Origin of the sequence: Bacillus sp. SA1-12 (genome assembly GCF_000981385.1) — a bacterium.
Taxonomy (GTDB): Bacteria; Bacillota; Bacilli; order Bacillales; family Bacillaceae; genus Metabacillus.
Map to the genome: position 1 here is coordinate 113,937 of NZ_LATZ01000130.1, position 18,127 is coordinate 132,063.

The window sequence follows — 18,127 nt, forward strand, 5'->3', positions numbered from 1 at the left end:
TTCTAATTCGAACGGTGTAAAAAAGTGGTTAACATTTTGTTATGTACGATACCTTTTTTAGATTCCACTACTCAAATACTTCTGATAGATTTAATAATTTCTTATTTAATCTAGGAATATACATCACTAAGAAGCCCGATCGTCCAATAGTATATATGATAAAGGCAAGCCACAGGCCATGATTATGCCAGATCGGGGTGATAGTGATTTGGATAATGATATAGATCATCATTGCGTAAATCATAGAGTTTCTTACTGGTGCAATTTCAGTTGCTCCTGTAAAGACACCGTAAATAACAAGGCCTAAACAAGCAGCAAACGGGTAGATGATGAGCCATCCTCCATACGTGGTTGCCAGTTCGATTACACTTGGTAAATTTGTAAATAGCCCTATGATTTGTTCTTGAAAGAATCCGTATACACAAGCGAGGATAAAAGCCGTTATCACCGACCATAGTGTTGATAAAGTAAGTGTCTTTTTATATAATTTTTCATCATTTGCTCCTACCGCTTTGCCGACAAGAATACTAGAGGCGTTGGCAAACCCATCAAAGAAATAAGCCATTATGTAATGAATTTGAAACAGCACAGCGTTTGCAGCTAAAAATTCCGTACCAAACGAAGCACCTTTTGCGGTAAACATATTAATTACGACTAATAAACAAATCGTTCGGATAAACAAATCCTTGTTCACATTAACCATCTTTTTCATAGACTGTGTATCTATCAAGGTTTGAATCGACGGCATTTTCCATGCAAACGGTGATGCCTTTATAACAATAAGCAATCCTAATAAAAAGGCTGTTATTTCCGCCATCAAAGTGGCGCTAGCGACCCCTTTTACAGCAAAAGAAAAAACGTGGACAAAAAGGATGGCCAATATCATATTCAACACATTCGTAAACACTTGCAAAAATAATGATTCTTTAATCTTACCCATCCCCATTAACCAGCCAAGAATCACGTAGTTCATCAATGTGAAGGGAGCTCCCCAAATCCGAATTCGGAAATATTCAACAGCAAACTTACTCACATCTGAATCAGGCGCTATCAATGTAAGGGCGGCATATTCAATCGGCCATTGTAAAAAAATAAAACAAATCCCAACAATAACGGCTAATAAAAATGGCCGAGATAAAGCAAGTACTCCTAAAGCTGAATCACTTGCTCCATTCGCTTGGGCGGCAAACGCAGATGTACTGACCCGCAAAAACCCGAATAGCCAGTATAATGTATTAAAAATAAGGGATCCAACGGCAACACCGCCGATATAAGCTGGATCAGGCAATTGCCCGACAACAGCGGTATCTACAGCTCCTAATAATGGCTGTGTCATCGTTGAGATCGTCAGAGGGATTGCTAAAGCAAGATATGCACGATGATTCATCCAACTTACCTCCTTCCAAAACAAAAGCCTCGATTATATGAATGAAATCGAGGCATTCCGTTTCAATTAACTATGTCTAACCCTTGGTCGAATCGAACGAAAACGCGGGTGCTCGGCAAGGATCGAACCGCGCATTTCTTTTACGACAGGATGTTCTGACGTGAAAAACTCCTCTTTTGATTCGAACAGCTCGACTAATTCTCCTTTTTCCAGGACACCAACAGTATCGCTAATCGTATAGGCTGCTTTAATATCATGGGTTATAAAGAAATAAGATAGCCCGAAGTCTTCTTTTAGCTCCTTTAGTAAGTCTAAAATAAGCGCTTGGTTCACCATATCAAGACTGCTGACAGATTCGTCTAGAACAATGAGCTTTGGTTTGAGGGAGATCGCTCTTGCAATATTAATCCTCTGCAATTGCCCGCCGCTGAATTGGTGCGGGTATTTTTTTAAGTCCTCTTCACCAAGTCCGACCCTTTCTAATAATTCTACAATGGTTCGCTTTCGTTCCACAATTGTAAGCTTTTCAAAGTTTTCTAACGGCTCTGCAATAATGCGTTCTGCTGTCATGCGGGGATTGACGGATGAGTATGAATCCTGAAAAACAGCTTGAATATCGCGGCGGATTTTTTGCCGAGTCTGTTTATCAGCCGTATAAAGATCATGACCTTGAAACAGGATTTGTCCATTTTGCGGTCGTTCCAAACCTAGAATCACTTTTCCTAATGTACTTTTACCAGCCCCGCTCGTACCAAGCATTCCTAAGCATGTACCCTCCTCAATCGCAAGCGAAATATCGGAAAGTACTTGTTTTGGATGACCCTTCCAGTTTAAAAACGATCGAGTTCCGTAGCTATGAGTGACTTCTTTTACTTGTAATAAACTCATATGTTCACCCCTAATTCAAGCAAAATGGATAAGCGATTCGTCAAAATGTATTTGTGAGCGTGCATTTAGCAGTTTCTTCGTATACTCATGCTGCGGCTCATCAAATAGTTGAAACACATCCGCTTTTTCTACGATTCTGCCATTCTTCATAACGGCTACTTCATCTGCCATTTCTGAAATGACGCCGAGATCATGGGAGATTAAAAGAATAGCAGAGCCATATTCAGAACGAATTTTATCTAAATGGTACAGCACTTTCTTTTGATTATTGACGTCAAGTGCGGTAGTTGGTTCATCCGCAATAATTACCGCGGGATGTAAACAAGCGGCAATGGCAATCATCACCCGTTGCAGCATACCGCCGCTCAATTGAAAAGGATATGATTTTAATAGGTTTGCAGGATTCGGTAAGTTCACATGCTGCATCGCTTCAATGGCAAGCTCTGTTGCTTGTTTTTTATTCCATTCCGTATGAGAACGAATAGTTTCAATAAATTGATGGCCGATCGTAAAAACAGGTGTAAAAGCATTCATCGGGTTTTGCATAATAAAGGCGATATCCTTGCCGCGGATCTTCCACATTTCTTTTTCGGCTAAACCGTTCAATTCACGGCCTTGTAGTGTTATACTCCCCTCAATCGTTGTCGTTTTTCGATCAAGAAGCTGAAAAATCGACATACTTGTCACGGTTTTACCGCAGCCGCTTTCCCCAACAAGACCAAGGACTTGTCCACGTTTTAGTTCAAAATTCATCTCTTGAACAAGGGGTTTCACACCATCTTTTGTTTTGACTTGTACATGTAAATCTTTCACTTGTAATACATTCGACTGATCTGCACCCAATGTTCTCATCCCTTTTTAAAATCTCGTTTGACATTGTACCGTTCTGATAACGCTTCGCCTAGTAAATTGAATGTAACAATAACGATCATAATGATTAAACCTGGATAAAGCATTAATTCCGGATTTGTCCGAATATATGATTTCCCTTCGTGAATCATTGCTCCCCATTCAGGTGTAGGGGGTTGCACTCCTAATCCCAGAAACGACATCGCGGATATATCCATAATCGCCCAGCCCATTTCTAATGTTCCCATAACGACAAGAGGCGGGAGCACATTTGGAACAATATGATTTTTAATAATCTTCCATTGCGAAGAGCCGCTTATTTTCGCAGCTGCAATAAAGTTTTGTTCCTTCAAACTAAGGACCATTCCTCGGAACATTCTTGCATAGTAGACCCATTGCACAAGCATCAACGCGATGATCACTTGCGTAAGTCCAGGTCCGAATATACCAACAAGTCCAAGAATTAGGATAAGACTTGGGAAAGCCATGACACCATCGCAAAACCGCATGATAACTTGATCAACAAGGCCGCCCTTATATCCTGAAAAGGTCCCAACAAGCAATCCAATGAGGATGGATGTAATAAAGATGAGCATCGCGAATCCTAATGACAGGCGGGCCCCATATAAAATCCGCGAAAAATTGCATCTTCCTAAATGATCTGTTCCTAATGGATAAGCCCAAGATGGCGGCTGAAGTTTATAGGCTAAGTTGACCGCAATTGGATCATTTGGTGCAATCCATGGCGCAAAGATCGCAATGATCACAAGAATACTTAATATAATCGTACATATCGGAATGACTTTTTGATTTCTGAATATCTTAGGTATGCTTATGATCATTGCTGGTGCCCTTCTTTCCTGGAAATACGCGGGTCAATATACATTTGAATTAAATCAACAAGTAAGTTACTCAAAATAAATAAGGTGGCAGCAATCAGCACGTAGCATTGTATAACCGGTATATCACGATTAAAAATAGCTTCAATAAAATAACGGCCAAACCCCGGCCAAGAAAAAACAGCTTCGACGATGATGGTTCCTGTCAGCAATTTTCCAAGATTCATTCCAAGTCCAGTAATCATTGGGGAAATGGCAATCCTTAAGACATGCTTGGCCATAATCGTTGTTTCGCTAACTCCTCTTGTCCTTGCAAATAGCACATATGGCTGTTGCAAGTTTTCAAGCACACTCGCACGCAGCAATCTTGTATAGATGGCAATTAACGGCAGAGCCAGCGTTACAGAAGGCAGAACAAGATGCTGCCATGTCCCAATTCCTTCAACGGGAAAAAGGTCAAGTTTCACAGAAAAGAAGAAAATGAAGAGATAACCGAGCCAAAATGAGGGAATCGATGCCCCTACAAATGAGAGAATCCTGCTAAAATGGTCGATTATGCTATTTTTCTTTACGCCGGCTAGAAAGCCTAGCGGGATACTTACTAATACAGCTATAACGATACTTCCTAAAGCAAGCTGAATGGTAGCCGGTAATCGGGTTATAACCTCATCTAAAACTGGCTTATTCGAAACATAAGATATGCCAAAATCAAGTTGGCATATCTTCATAATTGAGCTTACATATTGATTGAGGAATGGTTGATCTAAACCAAACTCCTGTCTTTTTTGCTCCAAAATTTCATCGGTCGGTTGAATATGGGCGGCTGCTAAGTAGGCCTCAGCCGGGTCTACCGGTGAAAGGTGAATCATTCCAGTTGTAAGCAATGTAGCTAAAAGGAAAACCGGAATAATCGATATCATTCGTTTAAAAATATAGGTGCCCATGAAAGCCTCCTGCTACTTACTGCTTCATGCTAATTCCCGTGAATGGATGTTCATCACGATTAGCAGGGAAAGTAAAATTAGTAACATCCTTTTGATAAATCGCTGTTTTCTTAATATAAGAGATTGGTATAATCGCTCCTTGGTCTTGGATTGATGTTAAAATAGACGAGTAAAGCTGTTGGCGTTTTTTCTCATCTGTTGTTTTCGGAACCTCTGCGATTTGTTTGAGCAATTCATCTTTGTTCGGATATGCTGAAATCGCCTCATTAAATCCAAATCCTTCTGATAAAACAACGTTCAAGAATGTATGAGGATCATAAGGTGCTCCGTAGTTACTAAAGAAATTAATATCAAATTTATTATCTTTAAAGCGCTGAATATACTCGGTTAATTCTACGCCAACAATGTTTAATTTCACACCAATGGTACTCCACTCAGCCTGAAGCGTTTCTGCCATTGTTTTTTGAATCGTTTCTGCTGAATTATACATAAGCTCAACTTCAAGAGGCTGTCCATCTTTTTCACGAACCGTTTTTCCTTCTGGAAGTGTCCAGCCAGCTTCATCTAATAACGATTTTGCTTTTTCTACATCATAATCAATGACTTTAGCATTAATGTCTTTCGTGTAAGGTAAGTTATTCGGTAAAATATAATCTGCTTTTTCTTCATAACCAGATGTAACCCCTTCAACTAGTGCTTCTTTATTAAAACCATAATGTAACGCCTGACGTACTCGTTCATCAGCAAGCTGTTCTTTCGTTGAATTGAGGACTAGCTGTCTTGTTGCAACTGGTTCTGAAATGCTCGTTTCATAATCTCCAGTAGATTCCAATTGTTTGAAAGCATCTAAACTGATAACACCTTCACCGTAAATAAGATCTAGCTCACCTTTTTCAAAAGCAAGTACTCTTGTTTCCGGATCAGGAATGACTTTTACTTGGATTTTTTCTTCTTTTGGCAGCTCGCCCCAATAATTTTCATTGCGTTTGAAAATAGCATATTCATCTGCTTTATACTCTTCCAAAACCCATGGACCTGTACCGATCGGTTCAACGACACCTTTTGAGGTATCACCATCTTCAGGGAATCCAGCTTCACCTAAGAAACGTACTGGTCGAACAACAGCTAACTCCTGAATCGTTGGATAATATGGTTCAGTTAATGTCAGTTTAAATGTATGTTCGTCAATAACCTCTGTTGATGCTATTTTCGGAATGAAACCTAACCAGCTATGCAAATCAACATTAGTCAAAATCGTATCAAAGTTCTTTTTCACAATGTCTGCATTAAATTCTGAACCATCGGAAAATTTCACATCTTGACGAAGATGAAATGTATATTCTTTGCCATCCTCAGAAATGTCCCATGACTCTGCTAGATGTGGTTTTAGCTCGCCACCCTCTTGGTAGGTTACTAATGGCTCATATACCATCGACTGCGAAAATAATTGTGAAGGATTATAAACATGAGGATTCAATTCGCCTATATCTCTCGGCCAAGAGATCGTTAGCATATTATCATGATCGTCCTTTGACGCTGAATCACCATTGCTATCATTTGTACAACCTAGTAATACCGTTGATAAAAATATAAAAAATATTGCTGTTATTAGAGTATTTCGTCTATTTAACCTATTAAACAACATGCTTCCTCCTAATTAACATTGATAATCATTTTCAATATTAAATAGGAACCATAATCTTGTCAATCCAATCTTGGAAACTTTCTTTCTTGACAAAATACGATATGATTCTATTATTCCAAATCACTAAATCGTGATACCGCTTTTATAAAGGTGATAAAATGTCTTTTGATATATATCTATAAATCCCTCCAAAATAAAAAATGTCATGCAAACCAATGGATTCATTTCCACGGGATTGCATAACACAATAACTAACTTACCGGCAATTCAACAACAAAGGTTGTTCCTTCTTCTTCCGTACTATTCACATGAATCTGACCGCCATGCAACTTAACAATGGTAGCCGCTATGGATAGGCCTAATCCTGTTCCCTCAACTATTCGTGAGCGTGAAGTATCCACCCGATAAAAACGATCAAAAATTCTTTCTTTCTCTTCCTCAGTCAATCCTATTCCAGTATCCTCAAAGGCTACCAATACCGAATTCCCCTTTTCTTCAATCGATATTTCAATACTGCCATCAGGTTTATTGTATTTAATGGCATTCGATAACAGGTTATCCCAAACGGTATTCAGCAAAGACGGATCACCAATGATTTCGATATCCGGTAATGAATAACCAAGCATAATCTCTTTTTCACCTATTGCCCATTGATAGTTTCGCACTAGTTCCTTTACTTGCTTTCCAAGATTAAATGGTTTTTTTTTCATTATATCCTCATTACGATCTAACGAAGCAAGCAGCAATAATTGTTTCGTTAATGTAGAGAGCCTTCTGATTTCACCGTTGATGATGGACACATAATGCCCTCTTTCTTCAGAACTTACTGATTCTTTTTCCAATAGGTTTGTATACCCTTTTATATTAGATAGGGGTGATTGGATATCATGTGAAATGTTCGAGATGAACTCTTTCCTCATCTCATCCATTTGTTCTAACTTTTTGGCCATCTGTAAAAAACTAAGGGAAAGCTCCCCTAACTCATCACGACGGGCCGTATCCAGTTCGACGTCGAAATGACCATTGGAGAGTGATTTTGTCGCTCTTGTAAGTTTTGAGATCGGCTTGACTAAATACTTTGTACTAAAAATGACCATCACAATACTCAATAGTATCGTTAAAGCAAGCAGCCATGCAAATAGAAAATGCATCTCATTAAAAAGCAGTTTAATATTCGGCCTAAGGAAGAGAGCATAGTTTTTCCCATTATGGGTTAACGGTACACCAATGGTATTCTTTAATTCATTTGCAAAGAAGCCTGTTACAAAAGTTCCCTGTGGAAAATGGAGAATCCCATGATAAATATGACCGTCCAATACGTATTCTTTAGTAGAATCAGGTAGCGTATTGTCCCTAAACGAGGCCCCAAAATAAGATTCCTTTCCAGTTCTCTCAACCAGGTACATTTGATACCCAACTGCGGAAAGGTTGTCTAAGTACTCTTCCAGGTTAAGATTGGAATGTTCGTTAGCAAACTCCGAAATATCTAAAGCAATTCTTGTATTTTTTTCATCGTTATATGGCTTTAATTTCTTTTGATAATACGTATTTGATAGTAAAAAAGCAAAGATACTACTTAAAATCATGATTCCAACCGTAATGACAATAAATTTCACATAAAAAGTTTTCATCTGCGTTGGACCTCCAATAGATATCCAACCCCTCGCACTGTCTTTATTTGAAAATCATCCGTTACTTTTGAAAAACGTTCCCTTAATCTTTTTATATGAACATCTACTGTTCGTTCATCCCCTTCATAATCCAACCCCCATATCTGTTCAATTAGATGTTCTCTAGTAAACACTTGCTTAGGATTAGAAACTAGATAGGATAAAAGTTCAAATTCCTTTAAGGGTAACAGCAAGGTTCGGTTCCCGATCTGTACTTCATAGCTCTTTTTGTTTATCGTGATGCTTCCGATGTGTATGATGGAATCATCTACATGATGATCATATCGCCGTAACAACGCTTTAATACGAAAGCTTAATTCCTTTGGTTCAAATGGCTTGACCAAATAATCATCCGTTCCGGCCAGAAATCCTTGCTCTTTATCTTCAATTTGGTTTTTAGCTGTTAAAAGAATGACTGGAATATCATACTGTTCTCGAATTTCCTTCGTTAACACATAACCATCCATAAACGGCATCATCACATCCACTATCGCTAAATCACAAACTTCCTTATGAAGAATTCCTAAAGCTTCAACACCGTCTTTTGCTTGCAGCACCTTATAACCTTGTTCGGATAAGTAAATATCAACAAGATTTACTATATGGCGATCGTCATCGACAATTAATATTGATTTCATACATATTTTCTCCTAGGGAATGACTAGATTGAATTCTTTTTTAGTATAACCATAAGGAAAACTTCAGTTCTTACTACACGTTTTCTTTTTCGATATACCTTTATATTTTTTAGTCTTCATTCTCCATTATCCAAAATTCGTCCATCGTTCATTTTAATAATATGATCTGCATAAGACAGCATTTCCTCGTCATGGGTAACCATTAGAGTAGTTATTTGAAGAGTTTTCGTTAAATCTCTAATTAATGACATTACATCTTTAGACCTTTTTGAATCCAAACTTGCCGTTGGTTCATCTGCAAAGAGAACCTTTGGTCTATGGATAATGGCCCGAGCAATAGCTACCCGCTGCTTTTCTCCGCCGGATAATGAAGATGGATAAGCATTTTTCCAGTGATCCATTTCAACTAACTTGAGGATTTTGTCAATTTCCTCTTTTTGTTCATGCTTCTTAAAGGGGAATTCTGATACCTCCAGCATAAGCATCAATTGCTCTTCGACTGTGAGAAAAGGAACCAAATGGGCAAATTGAAAGACAAAGCCAAATTTTCTTGCCCGTATTTTTCGCACTTGTTCGGAATTTAGAGCAGTCATATTTTCCCCCTCGAAAATGACTTTCCCATCTGATGCAGGTTGCAGCCCTGCCGCAATTGTTAACAGTGTACTTTTCCCAGAACCAGAAGCACCTACTAATGCAGTTAACTCACCTTCTTTAAGAGAAAGATTGATTCCTTTTAAGATTTCTTCCTTCACTTCGCCACTGGTAAACGTTTTTCTTACTTCATCTATTATAAATAATGTCATCTTACACCTCTCCTTGTTGTATGGCCTGCAATGGTTCTACTTTTTTAATTTGTATTCCAGAAAGCGTAGCGCCAAAAAATCCTACAAGTAAGAAAACGATCGAAAGCTGTACTGTTAGTTCTAGAGATAAACTAAACGGCATTCCTTTAGGTGCTATCATATTAAAAAATTGACTGACCGCAACAGATAGACCAAGTGCGATAAGTGAAATAAATAACATTTGTGTCCACATCATTTTGAATAAGGTCGTTGTTTTTACACCGATTGCTTTTAGAATTCCGTATAAGCCAATTTTTTGTACGTTCATCATGTAGAAAAAGATAGCAAACAACATTCCGCTAATCACTACTAAAAACCAAACAATCATATTAAGAGATTTCTGTTCTGCGTTATAACTCGGAATGGTATTGAGAAACTGATCTTTCGAAAATGATTGTAAGTCAGTCATTTTTCCTGTTGAATTATCACTTGGTACGAAAATAAGCTGCATTTCTTTGACACGATAAATTTCTTTGTAGTCCTCTAAACTAATATAAGCGACAGGGGCATGACTGAATTTTTTTTGATCCACAAAACCTGTTACGACAAACTTGCCGTTGAATTGATCGTTCGTTAAGGTATCTCCTATTTTTATTCCCTCATCTTCCAATGAACGGTCTAATACAATTTCTCCACTTTCAACTTGTTCAAACAGTTTGGAATCGCTCGATGTAACAAATGCGACACTTCGCTGTATCTCATCAAGATCATTCAAAAATCCCATTTGAATGGAGAATGCAACAGCATCTTTTTGTTTCTCTAACATTTGCTCTTGTATCCTACTATCTATTTTTGAGAGATTATAGGTTTCGTCTGAATCCTCCTCCATATAAAATTGTCCATCTGGCAAATCCTTGATTAATGCCGCATTGTCCTGTGATAATCCATTTGCCAATCCAGATATAATAAACGTTAATAAACTAACGAGAAAAATGATTGAACCTAAAATCAAAAATCTTACTTTATTTTTCTTTATTTCTTTCAAAGCTATGTTCATCTTTCATTCCCCCAATCTCATTTTGACATTCTTAGTTTACAATCGGAACATGAACAGAAGATGAACAGTAAATGACATATAACGTGATTTTGAACATATTTTGGGTAAACATATTAAGTGGTTTATTTTAAAAAGGGGGATTATAAAGGGGGAAAAATGACAAAAATGATGCTAGAAACGTCTCACTTATGGAGGGGAAATTGTGAATACAAGACAGCTAGTAATCTTTACTATTATCTTCATTGTCATTTGCTCACTTGGCAGTACTTATGCATTCAATAACGACACAGAACCCACCAAGACCCACTCACCACAAAGAATAATTGAGCGCCAATTAAGCACTCCATAAATTAGGAATGTGGACAGTCTCCCAATTAAGGGGGACTGTCCACATTTTATGTATCCTTCAATTAATGAAAACTCCATCTTTGTCAATTAATAGTTTCCGTTACCGTCATTTTCAGTCGAAGGATGTATTTTCCGGGAAATATACGTCTGCTTTTGACTATTTTGATAACTCGATTACTTCATCATTCATCAAATATTTTGGACGTTTACCTTGTAAGGCATCTGCGGCATTTTGGGTGGCCTTTTGTCTTAGTTCGACCTCAGATTGTTCAGAGTACCAGGCGATATGCGGATTCAAAATAACGTTATCCATTTTTAGCAGCGGATTTGCTGGGTTAATTGGTTCTTGTTCAATAACATCTAAAGCGGCACCAGCAATTTTTCCTTCTTCAAGAGCACGAATTAACGCTTGTTCATCAATGACACGACCTCTTGATGTGTTGATAATAAATGCTTCCGGCTTCGCAAGGGAAAACTGTTCATCACTGATCATCGCTTCCGTTGCCTTTGTAAGAGGAGCATGAACGGAAATAAAATCAGAAAGCTGCATTAGTTCATTTAAACCTACTAATCTAGCATCATATTTATCTGCAGTCTCATCAGAAATATACGGATCGTAAATCAATAGCTCCAACCCAAAGGCTCTCGCTTTCACAGCTAAGTTTTGCGGGATTTTTCCAAACCCTACAAGTCCAAGCACTCGTCCTCTGAGACGATAGATCGGCATTCCCAGCTTGTAATCCCACACATCTTGTTTGACCGCATTGTTCAATTGAACGATTTTTCGTGCTGAAGCAAGCAGTAGGCTAAAGGCATGATCTGCCACTTCATCAACACAGTAATCACTTACATTTGTAACCATAATACCTCTTTCTGTTGCAGCCTCTACATCAATCGTGTTAACTCCTACCCCGTACCTTGAAATAATTTTCAAATTCGGCAAGCTTTCAATAACCTTTCGTGTAATTGGTGCATATTGATTAATCAGCCCATCTGCATCCTTACACGCGGCAATCACCTCGTCTTCTGTATCGCATTGCGCTATGATCAATTCCACATTTGCTTTTTCTAGGATCTCTTTTTCAATCTGTAAGTTTTTATATTCATAATCTGTTACTGCTACTTTATATTTTTCCATTATGCTCCCTCCCATTGGCACTTATCTTCTTATATGGTATTGATTCTATTTTCATGGGAATTTCCCTGCAAAAACCTTTATTAGATAAATCCTCCGTAAAATTAAAAGTGTGATCAAATCCTGATAAGCATCATGATTACCAATTGGGAGGGTGTGGGGGGTTTCTCATTTTTTTGGATTCTATGAGACTTTTCTTTGATTCTTTTTCTTGGTTTTGTCATTGAGAGGACTTCTATGGGACTTTTCTTCGATTTTCTCATTGAGTTTTGTCCTTGAGAAGCCTTCTATGGGACTTTTCTTCCCTTCTTTTTCTGGCTTTTGTCCTTGAGAAGTCTTCTATGAGACTTTTCCTCGCTTCTTTTTCTGGCTTTTGTCCTTGAGAAGTCTTCTATGGGACTTTTCCTCGCTTCTTTTTCTGGCTTTTGTCCTTGAGAAGCCTTCTATGGGACTTTTCTTTGATTCTCTTTCTTGTTTTTGTCCTTGAGAGGTCTTCTATGGGACTTTTCTTCGCTTTTCTCATTGAGTTTTGTCCTTGAGAGGCCTTCTATGGGACTTTTCTTCGCTTTTCTCATTGAGTTTTGTCCTTGAGAAGCCTTCTATGGGACTTTTCTTCGCTTCTTTTTCTGACTTTTGTCCTTGAGAGGCCTTCTATGGGACTTTTCTTTGGTTCTTTTTCTGGGTTTTGTCCTTGAGAGGCCTTCTATGGGACTTTTCTTCGCTTCTTTTTCTGACTTTTGTCCTTGAGAGGTCTTCTATGAGACTTTTCTTCGCTTTTCTCTTTGAGTTTTGTCCTTGAGAGGCCTTCTATGGGACTTTTCTTTGATTCTCTTTCTTGTTTTTGTCCTTGAGAGAACTTCTATGGGACTTTTCTTCCCTTCTTTTTCTGGCTTTTGTCCTTGAGAGGACTTCTATGAAACTCTTCTTCACTTCTCTTTCTCGGTTTTGTCCTTTAAAAACCTCCTATGAAACTCTTCTTCACTTCTCTTTCTCGGCTTTGTCCTTTAAAAACCTCCTATTAGACTCTTCTTCACTTCTCTTTCTCGGCTTTGTCCTTTAAAAACCTCTATTAGACTCTTCTTTACTTCTCTTTCTGTAGTTTTTCCTTTAATAGACTACTTCAGGAATTCATTTTCCAAAAAGTTCACCAGTCGTCTGGGCTGTGGAGCTCATGTTATTCTCCTACGTATAATTTCTGGTATGCTAAAAAAGACCGCCTTTTTTAAAAAGGCGGTCTTCCCTATATTCTCATTCCTATAAAAATTACATAGCTGTGTAGCCGCCGTCTACAGAAAATACACTTCCTGTAACAAATGAAGAAGCTTCAGAAGCTAAGTACAACGCAATTCCTCCTAGTTCATCAGGAGTTCCCGGCCTCCCCATAGGTGTTAGGCTCATCCATGTTTTAACCATGTCTCCATTTTCCTCAAAAAATGGTTTTGTAAGTTCTGTTTTCATATAACCCGGGGCTATTGTATTTACTCGTATATGATATTTCGCCCATTCCATTGCCAGGCTTTTCGTAAGCATGATCACACCGGCTTTTGACGTATTATATGAACTTTGGCCTTGCGGTGTATTGGCAATGATTCCTGACATGGAAGATATGTTAATGATGGAGCCTTTCTGTTGTTTAATCATGATGTTCCCAACCGCTTTTGATACTAAAAAGACACCATTTACATTAACGTTCATAACTCTCTTCCAATCCTCAAAAGCCATATCTTCAGCTTTTTCTAAGCAAGTGATTCCTGCATTATTAATGACCGCGTCTATTTTCCCGAAATGGTTCATCACTTCGCTCACCATGGTATTTACTTGAGTCTCATTTGTTACATCCACACCGATCGTAATTGCTTCTATTCCTTCCTTTCTTTTTATTTCATCAGCTGTTTTCTGTGCTTCCTCAAGGTTTAAATCGGCTATGACAATATTTGAACCAGCTTGAGCTAATGCTTCAGCCATGGCTTTACCTAATCCCATAGCCCCTCCTGTCACGATCGATACATTGTTTTTAAGGCTAAATTTATCTAAAACGTTCATTTAATTCCCTCACTTACATTTGGTATCGCTTTCATTTTGCGAATATTAAATCTTATTTTGCTAGTTGAATAGGTTGACTGTCTTCATTCGATCCATTAGCTGGTTGATTTACTTTCATAAAGAAAGTGATGATAAAGCCAACAATATACAATACAGTAAATGCCCATACCACGCCTTCAACACCTGCCAATGGCATTATGGCAGTAGCAAGAGCCGGACCAACAAAATTACTTAAGCCTGCTGATAAATTATGCATGGATACTGCTGCACCTTTATGGTTTGGTTCAAGTGTCGGAAAAATAGCAGACATTGGAACGAAGGCCGCTATGGCAATTCCAAAAACGATCGCAACAAATAATCCAACTGTTAGATTTGGACCAACAGACATCGGCAAATAATAGAATAAGAGTGTGGCAATTGCCATACCGATACAGCCAAACCATCTCACTTGTCTAACCCAGCCAATGCGGTCTCCAAGAAGACCCCACATTAAGTTTGTAAAGATTGTCGTCGCATAAATAGCTCCCCAAATACGCAGCCATTCTGACATCGTATAGCCAATTTGATCGGTAAACACGATCGGTAAAATAACGACAAAGCCATATAAAGAAATTTGGTTTATGATCCGAACAACGGATGCCATTGTAATTTGCGGGTTTTCAAAGGCAAGGGTAATGCCCCTTAAAATCTCACGGAACTTGTTCTCATTGCTATTTTTATCATTTTTATAGTTTTCAAAATTATCTTTGATTAAAAACATAACCATTAGTCCGCCAATTGCAATGAAAGCAATGGCCATCCATAATGTCCCCATAAATCCAATCATCGGTATCGAAAAGCTTGGAAGATAGGAGCCAAAAACGCCCATTCCTACAGAATACATGCACCAAAACCATCCCATTGCGGAAGCTAGTCTCTGTTTTGGAGCCGCATAGGCGATCCAAACGACGAATCCATAGATAAACATTGGGTAAGCAATTCCTCGAATTCCATACATGGTGATCATCATTGCATAACTTTTTTGTTCAAGACCCAATGTGATAAAACCGATATGGAAAATGATCCACAGCACAAAGCCCCATATCATGATACGGCGTGGCCCGATAATTTCTGCCGTCACACCTGAAAGCCAAGCTGCGATCGCCACGGTTAGCCCATAAACGGTAAATACCAATGATGCTTGCTGAGTAGAAAACCCTAAATCTACGATATACTTTGATAAAAAGGCTTGTTCAATGCCATCTCCTGTCATAAAGAAGGCAATTGCCACATACCCCCAAATTAGAGCAATTGGCAAACCAAAGATTTGCTTTGATTGAGAAGATGATACGCTCTTAAACATATTTTTTCCTCCTAGAGGTTATCATTATATTTTTAATAGATAGATTTTTATTTGATTAATCGATATAATTTAGTTGAAGTTTATTCCTTAAAGGAAGAAAATGGGGTTCAAGTCGTTGTTCTCTAAAAAACATTCGCAACGTGTTTTCTTCCTTCATTTTGGCAGGTCGCATTGCCAAATTGATCATGAACACGACTTTTATGAACCCTATTAATCTTTTAAGGGATTAAAATAACTTTTAACGATTCGTCTCCTTTTTTCACCATTTCAAATCCCTTTTTATACTCCTCAAGAGGCAGCTGGTGTGTAACGACACCCTTTGTTGATAATTCATCTGAAGCTATTCCTTTAATCACATGCGGGTAGCAATATGGCCCTAAATGAGCACCTAAAATATCAAGTTCTTTTCGATCCCCTATGATGCTCCAATCAACCGTTACCGGACTAGAGAACACACTAAATTCCACAAATCGTCCAAGCTTGCGAATAGCATGCAATCCTTGTATGACGCTTGCAGGTGCACCGCTTGCTTCTATATAAACATCACATCCATAACCATCGGTCAGTTTTTTAATTTCTTCCACAACATTTACCTTTGATGGGTTGAGGACGATATCTGCACCAAACTCCTTAGCAAGCTCTAATCGGTCATCACGCATATCAATCGCAACCAATGTTCCTGGTCCTCTTAATTTTGCTGCAGTCACCATTCCTAATCCCAAGGTTCCCGCACCGGATATCACAACGAAGTCACCGATTTGAATATTTCCCCGATTGACAGCATGCATTGAACAAGCATAGGGTTCTATTAAAATCGCTTTTTCTAAAGGCAAATCATGCGGTACTTTATGATTAATGGCATTCACAGGAAATTTCATGTATTGAGCCATACCCCCGTTTACATTATATTGAAAACCATAGATATCATGTTTTTCACACATCCAATACTGTCCATGCTTACAGAAACGGCATTCTGTACAAGGTACAATTTGTTCAGAAATAAGGCGGTCACCAATCGCATATTCTGTTACACCTTCACCCGTCTCTACAACAATTCCAACAAACTCATGGCCAGGAATGACAGGAGTTTTAACATATTGAGGTTGACCATCGCCTCCCCAGAACATTGGGGCACCATCCCATGCTTTTACGTCACCAGCACATATACCGCAGGCTTCTACCTTAATAAGGACCTCCCCTTTTTCTGGGGATGGAGTTTCGATCATTTCAAGCTTATATTCCCCTGGCCCATAACATACAACCGCTTTCATTTCCGCTGGTATATGATCCCTAGTTGTTTTCTCCTTTTCAGATACGTTTGACATACCTATTCTCCTTTCCTGAATAAAAAGTTTCCTTTGTTTTTATATAATTAAAGGCACAGCTCCGTTCTCCTGTTATAACAGATTCCCTTCACCGGGCCTATTAATTAAGCTAATCACTTATTAAAATGGGGTATTAAATCCATTTAAATAGTTAGATAGATTGTTTTCCTCAATAAACTCGTTTAACTCGTCTAAAGTTGGGATGCCTACTTGTGCACCAAATTTCGTAACCTTTAGCGCACTTACCACACTTGCAAATCTTGTGGCAAGAAATAGATCCTTCCCTTCAGAAAGCGCACAAGCCAAGGCACCAGCGAACGCACCGCCAACAACAGGATCCACTGCTTTAACTGGAATAGCTGCTATATGTTCCGCTCTCTCCGGCGTATAAACTAAAGCGCCTCGCTGCCCCATTTTGATGATTGATCGTGAAATGCCAAGAGATTCAAAATAGCGTCCAGCTTGGATCGCATCATCAATGCCAACCACGTCAATTCCAGTCATATATTTGGTTTCCTGCTCATTCGGAATGATAATATCTGTTGCTTCCAATACTTTCATGGTTATGTTCTTTGCAGGCTTAGGGTCGAGAATAACTAAGACCCCGTTGCGTTTAGCCTTTTGCATCGCATGAACAATCGTTTCTTCCGCTACTTCCATTTGCGCCAAAAGAATTCGACATTCTTCAAATTCATTTACAGAAGCGTCTATGTCCTCTGGGGTAAGATAATAGTTAGCTCCGCTAATCCCCACCATCGTATTGATCGCTAAAGAATCAATCATAATAATGGTCGTTCCTGTCGAAGTTTGCATTGTTCGTTTGATGTTCGATACATCCACATGATTCTTCTTTAATTCAGCAATCAGCTTATCACCAAATGGATCCTGGCCAATGCAGCCGACAAGCATCCCATCTTTACCAAGTTTGGCTATGGTTGTTGCAGCATTTGCTCCTCTGCCACCAGGTAAAACGTCCATCTTTTCTCCAAAGACAGTCTCTCCCCGATCAGGAGCATTTGGCGTCATAATGACCATATCTGTATTCAAACTACCAATTACACATATTTTCATTGCTATTCCTTTCATTACTAATTTTTGTAAGCGAATTCATTGTTGTCTCAAACTAGATGAATCTCACATCTTTTCTATCACTGTAGGACTTTGTGCTTGATGACTTTATCATATCAACTTTTTTTGGTGTTTCAAGCAAAATGCCATAAAAAAAACAAAACAAA

The 18,127-nt window shown here is 38.6% G+C and carries 15 protein-coding genes; all 15 read right to left on the reverse strand.

The window, feature by feature from the left end; genetic code table 11:
• Positions 1–67 precede the first annotated feature (67 nt).
• Entirely contained in the window at positions 68–1,387 is a 1,320-nt protein-coding gene (locus tag WQ54_RS27285) for an MATE family efflux transporter (protein WP_046589291.1), read from the reverse strand.
• Between the two features lie 66 nt (positions 1,388–1,453).
• Positions 1,454–2,275 (reverse strand): nickel import ATP-binding protein NikE, encoded by an 822-nt coding sequence (gene nikE, locus WQ54_RS27290; protein ID WP_046589293.1) that lies wholly within the window; start codon positions 2,273–2,275, stop codon positions 1,454–1,456.
• A gap of 15 nt (positions 2,276–2,290) precedes the next feature.
• Entirely contained in the window at positions 2,291–3,118 is an 828-nt protein-coding gene (gene nikD / locus WQ54_RS27295) for a nickel import ATP-binding protein NikD (RefSeq protein ID WP_046589295.1), read from the reverse strand.
• 5 nt (positions 3,119–3,123) lie between these two features.
• A complete protein-coding gene (gene nikC / locus WQ54_RS27300; RefSeq protein ID WP_046589298.1) occupies positions 3,124–3,966 on the reverse strand; it encodes a nickel ABC transporter permease subunit NikC in 843 nt (280 codons plus the stop codon).
• Positions 3,963–4,907, reverse strand: coding sequence for a nickel ABC transporter permease subunit NikB (nikB, locus tag WQ54_RS27305; protein ID WP_046589300.1), 945 nt, complete (start codon positions 4,905–4,907; stop codon positions 3,963–3,965). The genes nikC and nikB overlap by 4 nt, the downstream gene beginning before the upstream one ends.
• Before the next feature lie 16 nt (positions 4,908–4,923).
• On the reverse strand, positions 4,924–6,552 hold the full coding sequence (gene nikA, locus WQ54_RS27310; RefSeq protein WP_046589302.1) for a nickel ABC transporter substrate-binding protein: 1,629 nt from the start codon (positions 6,550–6,552) through the stop codon (positions 4,924–4,926).
• A gap of 251 nt (positions 6,553–6,803) precedes the next feature.
• Entirely contained in the window at positions 6,804–8,183 is a 1,380-nt protein-coding gene (locus tag WQ54_RS27315; protein ID WP_046589304.1) for a cell wall metabolism sensor histidine kinase WalK, read from the reverse strand.
• Positions 8,180–8,860 (reverse strand): response regulator transcription factor, encoded by a 681-nt coding sequence (locus WQ54_RS27320; protein ID WP_046589306.1) that lies wholly within the window; start codon positions 8,858–8,860, stop codon positions 8,180–8,182. Before WQ54_RS27320 ends, WQ54_RS27315 begins: the two co-directional genes overlap by 4 nt.
• 116 nt (positions 8,861–8,976) lie before the next feature.
• Entirely contained in the window at positions 8,977–9,663 is a 687-nt protein-coding gene (locus tag WQ54_RS27325; RefSeq protein ID WP_046589307.1) for an ABC transporter ATP-binding protein, read from the reverse strand.
• Between the two features lies 1 nt (position 9,664).
• Positions 9,665–10,699 (reverse strand): ABC transporter permease, encoded by a 1,035-nt coding sequence (locus tag WQ54_RS27330; RefSeq protein ID WP_046589308.1) that lies wholly within the window; start codon positions 10,697–10,699, stop codon positions 9,665–9,667.
• Positions 10,700–11,204: 505 nt separating this feature from the next.
• Entirely contained in the window at positions 11,205–12,185 is a 981-nt protein-coding gene (locus WQ54_RS27335) for a C-terminal binding protein (protein ID WP_046589310.1), read from the reverse strand.
• 1,260 nt (positions 12,186–13,445) lie between these two features.
• Entirely contained in the window at positions 13,446–14,225 is a 780-nt protein-coding gene (locus WQ54_RS27340) for an SDR family NAD(P)-dependent oxidoreductase (RefSeq protein WP_046589311.1), read from the reverse strand.
• A 52-nt stretch (positions 14,226–14,277) separates the two neighbouring features.
• Positions 14,278–15,567 (reverse strand): MFS transporter, encoded by a 1,290-nt coding sequence (locus WQ54_RS27345; protein ID WP_046589312.1) that lies wholly within the window; start codon positions 15,565–15,567, stop codon positions 14,278–14,280.
• 218 nt (positions 15,568–15,785) lie between these two features.
• On the reverse strand, positions 15,786–16,892 hold the full coding sequence (locus WQ54_RS27350) for an alcohol dehydrogenase catalytic domain-containing protein (RefSeq protein ID WP_046589315.1): 1,107 nt from the start codon (positions 16,890–16,892) through the stop codon (positions 15,786–15,788).
• Positions 16,893–17,012: 120 nt separating this feature from the next.
• A complete protein-coding gene (locus tag WQ54_RS27355) occupies positions 17,013–17,963 on the reverse strand; it encodes a PfkB family carbohydrate kinase (protein WP_046589316.1) in 951 nt (316 codons plus the stop codon).
• Positions 17,964–18,127: the final 164 nt, after the last annotated feature.